Source organism: Paenibacillus sp. 2003 (genome assembly GCF_031455635.1).
Lineage (GTDB): Bacteria > Bacillota > Bacilli > Paenibacillales > Paenibacillaceae > Paenibacillus > Paenibacillus amylolyticus_B.
Map to the genome: position 1 here is coordinate 1,829,675 of NZ_JAVDTB010000001.1, position 10,518 is coordinate 1,840,192.

General features: G+C 47.5%; 9 protein-coding genes. 6 read left to right on the plus strand and 3 right to left on the minus strand.

All coding sequences use genetic code 11. The features are described from left to right. Window positions 1-217: 217 nt before the first annotated feature. From J2X75_RS08095 to J2X75_RS08115, 5 genes are all read left to right on the plus strand, one after another. Complete coding sequence (locus J2X75_RS08095) at window positions 218-1,093, plus strand: fumarylacetoacetate hydrolase family protein (RefSeq protein ID WP_310335600.1); 876 nt, start codon at window positions 218-220, stop codon at window positions 1,091-1,093. 21 nt (window positions 1,094-1,114) lie between these two features. After that, window positions 1,115-2,581 carry an alpha-ketoglutaric semialdehyde dehydrogenase GucD gene (gene gucD / locus J2X75_RS08100; RefSeq protein ID WP_310335601.1) on the plus strand — a complete coding sequence of 489 codons (1,467 nt, stop codon included), beginning with the start codon at window positions 1,115-1,117 and terminating at the stop codon, window positions 2,579-2,581. 16 nt (window positions 2,582-2,597) lie between these two features. Then, window positions 2,598-4,574 carry a YjhG/YagF family D-xylonate dehydratase gene (locus J2X75_RS08105; protein ID WP_310335603.1) on the plus strand — a complete coding sequence of 659 codons (1,977 nt, stop codon included), beginning with the start codon at window positions 2,598-2,600 and terminating at the stop codon, window positions 4,572-4,574. A gap of 62 nt (window positions 4,575-4,636) precedes the next feature. Then, complete coding sequence (locus J2X75_RS08110) at window positions 4,637-6,292, plus strand: glycoside hydrolase family 43 protein (RefSeq protein WP_310335604.1); 1,656 nt, start codon at window positions 4,637-4,639, stop codon at window positions 6,290-6,292. Between the two features lie 183 nt (window positions 6,293-6,475). Next, window positions 6,476-6,826 carry an SH3 domain-containing protein gene (locus J2X75_RS08115; RefSeq protein ID WP_310335606.1) on the plus strand — a complete coding sequence of 117 codons (351 nt, stop codon included), beginning with the start codon at window positions 6,476-6,478 and terminating at the stop codon, window positions 6,824-6,826. A gap of 82 nt (window positions 6,827-6,908) precedes the next feature. Here J2X75_RS08115 and J2X75_RS08120 read toward each other — a convergent pair whose 3' ends face one another. Together J2X75_RS08120 and J2X75_RS08125 are read right to left on the minus strand one after the other, a co-directional pair. Further along, entirely contained in the window at window positions 6,909-7,691 is a 783-nt protein-coding gene (locus tag J2X75_RS08120) for an alpha/beta fold hydrolase (RefSeq protein ID WP_310335608.1), read from the minus strand. A gap of 136 nt (window positions 7,692-7,827) precedes the next feature. Then, on the minus strand, window positions 7,828-8,442 hold the full coding sequence (locus J2X75_RS08125) for a TetR/AcrR family transcriptional regulator (protein ID WP_310335610.1): 615 nt from the start codon (window positions 8,440-8,442) through the stop codon (window positions 7,828-7,830). Window positions 8,443-8,618: 176 nt separating this feature from the next. Here J2X75_RS08125 and J2X75_RS08130 point away from each other — a divergent pair, with 176 nt between their 5' ends. Then, window positions 8,619-9,356: an SDR family NAD(P)-dependent oxidoreductase gene (locus J2X75_RS08130; protein ID WP_076210575.1), complete on the plus strand. Its 738-nt coding sequence runs from the start codon at window positions 8,619-8,621 to the stop codon at window positions 9,354-9,356. A 123-nt stretch (window positions 9,357-9,479) separates the two neighbouring features. On the opposite strand, the gene J2X75_RS08135 is transcribed toward J2X75_RS08130, so the two are convergent. After that, window positions 9,480-10,352 carry a helix-turn-helix transcriptional regulator gene (locus J2X75_RS08135; protein WP_310335613.1) on the minus strand — a complete coding sequence of 291 codons (873 nt, stop codon included), beginning with the start codon at window positions 10,350-10,352 and terminating at the stop codon, window positions 9,480-9,482. Window positions 10,353-10,518 lie beyond the last annotated feature (166 nt).

The following is a 10,518-nucleotide window of genomic DNA, read 5'->3' on the forward strand; positions in this document are numbered from 1 at the left end:
AACAAGCCAACCCCCTTGTACTATTCTATATTCCAACATCCTGTCATCGGAGTATCCTCGTAAATCATCTTTAGTTCAACGGATCTAACCTCATCTTAACAGAAAAAAAATGCGTGAAAAGGGTAAATCGTCGGAGTGATTAGAACATCGTCATGAACCATAGCGGGTGCTATGGTAGTATTATCAACCCGATGGGGAAAAATGGAGGCAAGCTTGAATGAGAATTATTCGATTTCTGGACGGACAACAGAAATGGCTGGCAGCCGTTACGGATGATGAACAAGCGTATCGTTTGCCGCAAGCAGATTTTATGACTTTGATCTATCAAGCAAGAAAGCAGGGGGTTTCCCCAGTTCAACTTATTGAAAGCGCTTTTAAACCGTTAAACAAGTTAACTGACGATTGGACTTCCTTGCATCTAATCACTCCATTGGAAGCTCCGGAAGTATGGGCGGCGGGTGTGACTTATCAGCGCAGCCGGGAAGCCCGAAATTATGAAGCAACGGAAGGCAAGCTGGATGCAAAGACCTTTTACGATAAAGTTTACGATGCCGAAAGACCGGAGATCTTTTTTAAATCTACAGCAGCCCGCACCGTCGGACCCAATGAGGCTGTCACACTTCGCAGCGATTCCAATTGGCAGATCCCGGAGCCTGAGCTGGGGTTGGTGCTTGCCGCGGATGGCAGCATTGTGGGATACATCGTTGGCAATGACATGAGCTGCCGCGATATTGAAGGGGAAAACCCGCTGTATCTGCCACAAGCAAAAATGTGGCGCAATTCTTGCTCCATAGGGCCAGCCATTCGTCTGGCGGAAACGGTGCAGAATCCATATGCGTTCAACATCGTCTGCGAGATATATCGCGAAGGTGAAGTGGTTGTCAAAAGCGAGGCAAGCACAAGTGAGTTAAACCGAAAACTCGATGAGCTGGTCTCCTTTCTGGCCAGAGATAACGATCTGTTTGACGGTACGGTGTTATTGACAGGCACAAGCATCGTGCCACCTAATGATTTTACACTTGTACCCGGGGACCGCATTGAAATATCCATTAGCGATATCGGGACACTTATTAATCCAGTCATTTCAAACTAATGTACAAGGAGGATGAATGCGATGACCACATTTCAGGTAGAGCAGACATACAGCAATTACATTAACGGAGAATGGGTGAAGGCGACGTCCGGTGAAACCGAACCGAGCATCAATCCGGCGAATCGGAAGGAGGTAGTTGGCTACGTACCAACCTCCGGCGTAGAGGATCTGAACCGGGCTGTCGCAGCGGCGAAGGAAGCAGCAAAAGATTGGCGGAGGTTATCGGGTGCGGAACGCGGCAACTATCTATTTCAAGCAGCCAATGTGCTGGAACGCCGGGCCGATGAAGTTGCAGAGGCGATGACCAGGGAAATGGGCAAAACACTCCCAGAAGCCAAAGGAGAGACACTGCGCGGTGTCGCGATCTTAAGGTATTACGCCGGAGAAGGCATGCGAAAAACCGGTGATGTCATTCCATCAACGGACAGCGAAGCGCTGATGTTTACGACTCGCGTACCCCTTGGCGTTGTAGGGGTTATTGCTCCTTGGAATTTCCCGGTAGCCATTCCGATTTGGAAAACGGCTCCGGCCTTGATTTACGGCAATACGGTTGTGTTGAAGCCTGCTCAGGAAACTGCGGTCACGGCAGCTAAAGTAATGGAGTGTTTCGAAGAGGCGGGCATTCCGGCAGGCGTTCTTAATCTGGTATGCGGTAGAGGCTCAGTGATTGGATCTGCACTTGCTGAGCATCCGGATGTGGGCGGAATAACGTTCACAGGCTCCAATGAAGTGGGCAAACGGGTCGGCGGCGCAGCACTGGCACGTGGGGCCAAGTATCAACTTGAAATGGGTGGGAAAAACCCGATTATTATCGCGGCTGACGCTGACCTGGATTTGGCTGTGGAAGCCACCATCAGCGGTGGGTTGAAATCGACCGGGCAAAAATGTACGGCCACCAGCAAGGTCATTATTGAACGAAAAGTATACGATGCTTTCAAAGAAAAGCTGCTCTCGCAAATCCAGGAAATCCGGCTGGGTGACGGCATGTCTTCTGGAAGCTGGATGGGTCCATGTGCAAGTGAAGGACAGCTCAATACCGTGTTGAGTTATATTCAAAAAGGCCAGGATGAAGGTGCCGTTCTGCTCGCTGGCGGAAAAAGAGGGGACGGTCCTGGACTGGAAGAGGGATTCTATGTGCAGCCGACCGTATTTGAAGGGGTCGAATCCCATATGTCCATCGCTCGGGAAGAAATCTTTGGCCCGGTTCTGGCCTTGATTGCGGTAGATTCCCTGGAGGAAGCCATCGAAGCGGCTAATGATAGCGATTATGGCTTGAGTGCTTCCATCTATACACAGAACGTCGGAGACATGTTGTCTTTCATCCGGGATATGGATGCAGGACTGGTCAGAATTAATGCAGAAACGGCCGGCGTAGAGCTGCAGGCTCCGTTCGGCGGAATGAAGATGTCAAGTTCACATTCAAGAGAACAGGGGCAAGCGGCTATCGAATTTTTCACAGCCATCAAAACGGTCTTCGTGAAGTCATAAACTGTGGGAGGCTACCATGTACGAACAGATTACGTCGATTATGGGAGAGACCGCATCCAACTGCTTTGATATCATAGCCCATGCTCCAGGGGCTGCCGGACGTCTTCCTTTAACGGATGATTTGCTGCGGAATGCTCCAAGCGGCGACTTGTTTGGCATGTCCCAGAATGTTGGAATGGGCTGGAAGCCTGGGGAATTGAACGGAAAACAATTTCTGATCTTGAGTACACAAGGTGGCATACGCAATGAAGACGGCAGCCCGGCAGCACTCGGTTACCATACGGGCCACTGGGAGGTCGGCCTGCTGATGAAGGCTGCCGCAGAAGAACTGTCAAGCCGTGGCGGAATCCCGTTTGCCGGATATGTCAGCGATCCGTGTGACGGCAGATCACAGGGGACAACCGGGATGTTTGACTCGCTTCCGTACCGGAATGATGCCGCTATGGTATTTCGCAGACTGATTCGCTCGCTGCCAACGCGTAAAGGCGTGCTTGGTGTCGCCACTTGTGACAAAGGTCTTCCAGCGATGATGCTCGCGCTTGCCGGCATGCCTCAATTGCCTGGTGTAATCGTTCCCGGTGGCGTCACACTTCCGCCTACCGATGGAGAGGACGCCGGTAAAATTCAGACCATCGGTGCACGGTATGTCAACGGGGAACTTTCTCTGGAAATGGCGTCCGATTTAGGATGCCGAGCTTGTGCTACACCGGGAGGAGGCTGTCAGTTTCTGGGTACCGCGGCTACAGCCCAGGTTGTAGCAGAGGCATTGGGTATGACAGTGCCACATGCCGCGCTTGCACCTTCCGGGCAGCCCATCTGGTTTGAAATGGCGCGCCAATCGTCACGTGCACTCATCCATATGGAGTCTCAGGGGATGAGGATGGCAGACATTGTCACGGATGCATCCATTCGCAATGCGATGACCGTGCATGCTGCGTTTGGCGGATCGACCAATCTGCTTCTTCACATACCGGCCATTGCCCATGCCGCCGGTTTAACCGTACCTACGGTACAGGACTGGATACAGGTCAACAAGAATGTTCCAAGACTGGTTAGTGCCCTGCCAAACGGACCGATCTTTTACCCGACTATTCGCGTCTTTCAGGCCGGAGGTGTACCAGAGGTCATGCTTCACCTCAGACAACTTGGTCTGTTGGATGAGTCTGTACCAACGGTTACAGGTACGTCATTGGGGCAGGTGCTGGATTGGTGGGAATCGTCGGAACGCCGTCATCTCATGCGGAAGCAGTTGAAAGAGCAGGACGGCATTGATCCGGACAGTGTCATCATGAGTGTAGAACACGCCCAGCGACTTGGCATCTCTTCGACCGTAACATTTCCAACCGGGAATATCGCTCCGGAAGGTTCTGTCATCAAGTCCACCTCTATTGATCCTGCTGTGCTGGATGAGCATGGCGTATACCGCCATTGTGGCCGAGCAAAGGTGTTTACCACTGAACGTGAGGCGATCCATGCGATTAAGACCGGAGGTATTCTGGCTGGTGACGTTGTTGTGCTTCTCGGGAGAGGTCCATCGGGAACCGGAATGGAGGAGACATACCAGCTTACATCTGCGCTTAAGCATTTGGCTTTCGGCAAATACGTGTCACTGATTACGGATGCCCGGTTCTCCGGTGTTTCCACCGGAGCGTGTATTGGTCATGTTGGCCCCGAAGCGCTGGCAGGCGGACCGATTGGCAAGCTGCGGAACGGAGACCTGATTGACATCGCGGTTGATCGTAACACGCTGGAGGGCAGCATTAACTTTGTCGGAGAAGGAGATCTGGAGTTTTCGCCGGAAGAAGGTGCTCTCATCCTGGCACAAAGGTCCTTCCATCCGGATATGAGGCCTGATGAAGCTTTGCCGGATGATACAAAGCTCTGGGCTGCATTGCAATCGGTCAGTGGTGGGACTTGGAGAGGGAATGTATATGATGTAGAGCGGATCGTAACCGCCCTGGAAGCCGGCAAAAAAGCGCTAGGCTGGTACTGATATCTAACTTTCGTGAATCTGCTATTGTACAGATCATTACTTTCATACCGGAGGTTTCTTCCATGAATAAGATCAAGAAAATGATCACCAATCCCATTCTTCCCGGTTTCCATCCCGATCCGTCCATATGCCGAGCGGGGGAGGATTATTATATTGCCACTTCCACCTTTGAATGGTTCCCTGGTGTACGGATTCACCATTCCCGGGATCTGGTTCATTGGCGGCCAATCGCTTCTCCACTGACTCGTGTAACGCAGTTGAACATGGAGGGCAACATTAATTCTGGAGGCGTATGGGCACCCTGTCTTAGTTACGACAACGGTGTGTTTTACCTAATTTACACCGATGTCAAAAGCCGGGTAGGCGCTTTTAAAGATACCCACAATTACCTTGTGACAGCAACGGATATCGAGGGCCCTTGGTCCGATCCGGTGTATCTGAACAGCAGCGGTTTTGATCCTTCCCTGTTTCATGATGAAGACGGACGCAAATGGCTGGTCAATATGATATGGGATCACCGTAAGGGCAAAAATCGGTTTGCAGGCATCGTTCTTCAGGAATATTCCGTCCAGGAACATAAGCTGATCGGACCGGCCATGAACATATTTAAGGGAACAGAATTAGGCCTGACCGAAGCACCCCACCTGTATAAACACAACGACTATTATTATCTCATTACGGCTGAAGGTGGAACCGGTTATGAGCATGCGGTTACCGCAGCACGTTCCCATACGTTACAAGGCCCTTACGAGGTCGATCCTGCCAATCCGATCCTCACTTCATACGGCAGACCGGATTTAGCTCTGCAAAAGGCAGGCCACGGTAGTCTAGTCGAAACGCATACTGGCGAATGGTACATGGCTCATTTGGTCGGACGACCCGTTCATCACAAATATTGCATTCTTGGACGTGAGACCGCACTTCAGCCCTGTACGTGGAGCGAGGACGGCTGGCTGAGACTTGCGAGCAGTGAACGATATCCGGAGGTTCAGGTGCCTGCACCGATGATCCCGTCCCATCCGTTTGAGCCGATTGCTGAAATGGATCATTTCGATCAATTCGAGCTTCGGAATGACTGGAATACTCTTCGCATTCCACCCGACCCGACTTGGCTCAGCTTGACGGAACGTCCCGGTTACTTGCGCTTACACGGCATGGAGTCGATGAGTTCAACGCACAGACAAAGCATGATCGCACGGAGACTTCAGGCCTTGGAGTGTGAAGCCGAGACGTGTCTGGAATTTGCGCCGGACCATCCACAGCAAATGGCAGGATTGATTTTGTACTACGATACCCAGGACTATCTCTACTTACGTGTAACTTATCATGAGGATAAAGGGCTCTGCCTGGGGATCATTCAGTCCAAATACGGGGTATACGACGAACTGCTGGAGGATATTCCGCTAGAGTCGGTGAGCACGCTCCGTTTAAAGGCTGTGGTGGATCAAGATCGAGCCCGCTTTTACTATGCGATAAATAGTGATTCATCCTGGAATACAGCAGGCGAGTGGGTTGATATCACACATCTGTCCGATGAATCTCCGGAGTATATTCGGTTTACGGGAACCTACATCGGACTTTGTGTGCAGGATCTCGGCGGAACCCGAAAACATGCCGATTTTGATTACTTTATGTATAGAGAAACAAAGCATGAAGTGAATGCATTAGGCCATATAGATTCTGCGGATGGTGTGTCTGGAGAGTTATCAAGAAATTAGAATATTGTGTAATATTGCCCAAAACGTTATAAGATGGACTCGTGATAAAATATTTCTATTCGGATAAAGCAGCGCTCCCTTGTGAAGGGGGCGCTGCTTTATAAAATAGGGATGAATAACTACATAATAATATGATATTATGTTTGTCGGTAACAGGTCGAATATAATAGTTGGAGGCGTATTATGAAATTATATAAAGTTGTTCAACCCCACAATTCAAACTATCCTGATCCCATCGTTTTAGTTAAAGGAGATACGATCCTATATGGGAGAGAAGATACTGAATTCCCCAACTGGATTTTCTGTGAATCCATCCATTCAAAAAAATGTGGCTGGGTACCGAAGCAAATATTAAGCACTCCCAATGAAGAACAGATCGCGACTGCATTATCAAATTATTCTGCACACGAATTAACCGTAAAACCCGGTATCATCGTTACAAAAGAATTTGAACTAAATGATTGGAGTTTTGTTCATACCGCAGAGGGTGAAAAGGGCTGGGTGCCAAATAAGGTATTGACTCCATCGGATTAAAATAAAGAAATTGAAACAGAATCAATGAGCACATCTGGACAAAGAGAATTCCATGGTCTGCGTGTACGACTGTATTAACTTCCTAATAGGCGGAGAGGGGTGCCAAAAACTGCTGAATGAGCTCACTAATCTCGTCAGCATGTGTTTCGAGAGCAAAATGTCCCGTATCCAGCAAATGGATTTGCGCCGATGGAATATCACGCTTGTATGCCTTTGCACCAGCAGGGAGGAAGGCAGGATCATTTTTGCCCCATACAGCTAAAAGTGCAGGTTGATACTTACGAAAATATGCCTGAAAGTCCGGATAACGATCCACATTGGTCCGATAATCCAGAATCAGGTCCAGTTGAATTTCTTCCGCTTCCAGTCGTGACATGTACGCGATATCCAGTGTATACCCATCAGGTGAAACCAGGCTGGCATCGGCACCGTGCAGATACTGAAAATCACGAATGGTTTCAGGGCTCAAGGAATCACGACATGCTTCACGGTTCTCCGGTGTCGGTAACTGCCAGTACGTCTCCCAGGCTCCCCATGCGTCACTAAATCCCTCCATATATGCATTCCCATTCTGACTAATGATAGCTTGAACCTTTTCCGGATGAGCAACGGCCAATCTATACCCCACAGGTGCACCGTAATCAAATACATATAGTACATACTTATTGAGAGATAGTGCTTGAGTAAAACCTTCAATAACCTGGAACAGGTTCTCAAATGTGAAGTTGAATTGACTGCGGGACGGCGTTTTTGTTTGACCAAATCCAGCGAGATCCGGGGCAATGACACGGTAATGTACTGCCAGTTTGGGAATCAGGTCGCGAAACATATGACTCGAAGAGGGGAACCCATGTAATAACAACATAATTGGACCATCCTTGGGACCCGCTTCACGATAAAAAACATCGACCTCTCCAACTTTTTGCCGCTGATAACTAATTCAGCTGTTATCTAAGGCAGACATATCGTTCATCGTGATTTTCAAATCAACTTATTCGAGATCACGCCTCAAACTTGCCACCCACATAATGAAAAGAGTGAATATGCGTTTTGGTGAGTTCAATCACGTTTTTAATAAATGCCTCACGTGATTCACGATATCCGCTTAATATCCAATTGTTCAACAGTCCAAAAAAACCGTAAGCGGTGTAGTACTTGAAATAGTCCATGTTGACTGGGGAATTGTTGATCGTCTCAAAGACAAATTGCTCCTGATAGATTTTGAGTATGGTTTGTGGAAAGCCTGTATGTAGACCGGGTAACGTATCATCGTATTGAATCAGTTCGAAGAAGTCACGGTGTTCGTAGATATAATCCACGATTTGAAAAGATTCAGCATCAAGCTTGTTTGTTGAAACCTTTTGACCGTGCCAATAGGGTTTGCCTACTGCGCCCCTCAATCCTTCGAGTGTCATACTCAACAACTCTTCGGCGAGAATATATTTATCCTGGTAGTGTAAATAAAACGTGCTGCGATTATAACCGGCCTGATCAACGATGTCTTTGACAGAAACACCATGAAATCCTTTTTTCTTAATGAGCTGAATCAGAGCGGTTTTTAGGTGCTCCTTGGTTCGATTACGATGTTGAGATGTCACAGTAAGTTCATTATTCATTCAAAAAAACTCCTATAAATATAGACATAGTTTTATAAAGTGTCTACGAGGTAGACACTTGGTCATATCTTAATGATTGGATTGTTACAATTTTAAGCATAGAATTAGTTTTGTAAACATCATATAGCACTATTTATATAGGCGCTATTCAAAATATTATACTGGGGGATTTATTCATGGGCAAACTTCAAGATAAAGTTGCAGTCATCACAGGAGGAGCATCCGGGATTGGTGCAGCGACAGCTCGCTTATTCGTTTCCGAAGGAGCTAAAGTGGTCTTGGTGGATCTGAATGAAGAAAAAGGCAAAGCGTTTGAGCAGGAACTGAAAGCGCTTAAAGCAGAGGCTCTTTTTATTAAAGCAAACATAACAAGTGAAGAAGAGGTTTCTGAGATTTTCAAACAAACCGTAGAAGCATTTGGTCAAGTGGATATCGTATTCAACAATGCGGGAATTGGACGTGTTCATCCTACACATGAGCTTGATTATGCCGAATGGCGCAATACGGTCAATGTTGATCTGGACGGCGTTTTCTTGGTCGCTCGTGAGTCGATACGCGAAATGCTGAAAATCGGCGGAGGCACAATCGTCAACACGGCATCCATGTACGGATGGGTTGGTTCGCCTGGTTCAGCAGCATACAATGCAGCTAAAGGTGGCGTTGTGAATCTGACTCGTTCCCTCGCGCTGGAGTATGCTGAGCAGAATATTCGGGTGAACTCCCTTTGCCCAGGTTTCATCGATACACCGATTATTCCGGAAGAGAGCAAACAAGCACTTTCTGCGGCAACGCCAATGAAACGTCTGGGTCAAGCAGAAGAGATGGCGAAAGCCGTTCTGTTCCTAGCTAGTGACGATTCTTCATATATGACAGGAAATAGCCTGATCATAGACGGAGGATACACCGCACAATAAGTACAGCAATTATCGAAGCACACAAAGAACATAGCTCCATTAAAAGTCGCTATTATTATAGCGGCTTTTTTATTTTATGGGAAAACTCATGAGCCAAAGACGACTAGCAAACAGCAAGTTTAGCTATTCATAATAGATGGCCTCATAAGGAAACTCCAACTTATTCAAGCGATATTCTTTGGGCGACATGGACATATATTGCCGAAAAACTTTGCCGAAATAGCTGGGACTCTCAAAGCCGCATTGTTGACCGATTTGGGAAATCGGAAGTTCCGTTGTGCGGAGAAGTCGAACTGCCACCTCAATACGTCTGTCTTTGAGATAGGCTAGCGGTGATGTTTTCTCGGATCTCTGAAATAACCTGCACAAGTAGTGTTTATTGATATCACAATGGCTGGCTAGAAGATCCAACGTCAATGGAGATGCATAATTCTCTCGGATGAACTTTTTACATTTCTCAATCGTTGTTATGGATAGGGCACCGATATCCCTCTCTGCATCCCGACTCGTCTGCACCAAGATGAGTAACCAACGATAGATTTGCATAGACAAACGATATTTGTCCGTAACTTTCTCTTGATGAATCAAATGGATAATTTGCCATAACTCTTGAATCAAGGGAGAGTCCGCGTTTCGTCGAATGACATGTCCCTCATTATCATGAATCATATCCCAAATTCGGTTGGCTTCATCCCCGCGAATGTTGATCCATATAAATTCCCATGGTTCATGGTTCTCTTGTTTATAGTAATAGCAATGTTCTCCGGAGATTTTAACAAGTAGGGCATGTCCCTTTGGTAAAGGAATCGTTTGATTTTCAATATCCAGATAACCCTGACCATTAAGTGTGTATTGAAAAACGACGTGCCCCGGGTCCGGTCTATCATCACTTGGACAACGATACTCTTCGCTAGAAACGATCTGCCATCCAATAGAGTCCAGTGTCATGATTGATGTATCGTCATTACGAAAAGCATAAGAAACCGTATGAACCATCGTTTCGTCTCCTTCCTAAAAAAGTCAATTATCTTATATAATACGTCACATTTTTTAGATTGTCTGTCTTTTTTTAGACCTGTAAGATTAATGTAAGCGGTAACATAAAAAGGAGGTGGCTGTAAATTGTGTTCATATGACAACAAGCTGGGCAGGATCGAACTGA

Coding starts and splice junctions, on each gene's coding strand:
- J2X75_RS08105 (WP_310335603.1), top strand. CDS start 2,598: ATGTACGAACAGATTACGTCGATTATGGGAGAGACCGCATCCAACTGC.
- J2X75_RS08110 (WP_310335604.1), top strand. CDS start 4,637: ATGAATAAGATCAAGAAAATGATCACCAATCCCATTCTTCCCGGTTTC.
- gucD (WP_310335601.1), top strand. CDS start 1,115: ATGACCACATTTCAGGTAGAGCAGACATACAGCAATTACATTAACGGA.
- J2X75_RS08095 (WP_310335600.1), top strand. CDS start 218: ATGAGAATTATTCGATTTCTGGACGGACAACAGAAATGGCTGGCAGCC.
- J2X75_RS08120 (WP_310335608.1), bottom strand. CDS start 7,691: ATGTTGTTATTACATGGGTTCCCCTCTTCGAGTCATATGTTTCGCGAC.
- J2X75_RS08135 (WP_310335613.1), bottom strand. CDS start 10,352: ATGGTTCATACGGTTTCTTATGCTTTTCGTAATGACGATACATCAATC.
- J2X75_RS08125 (WP_310335610.1), bottom strand. CDS start 8,442: ATGAATAATGAACTTACTGTGACATCTCAACATCGTAATCGAACCAAG.
- J2X75_RS08130 (WP_076210575.1), top strand. CDS start 8,619: ATGGGCAAACTTCAAGATAAAGTTGCAGTCATCACAGGAGGAGCATCC.
- J2X75_RS08115 (WP_310335606.1), top strand. CDS start 6,476: ATGAAATTATATAAAGTTGTTCAACCCCACAATTCAAACTATCCTGAT.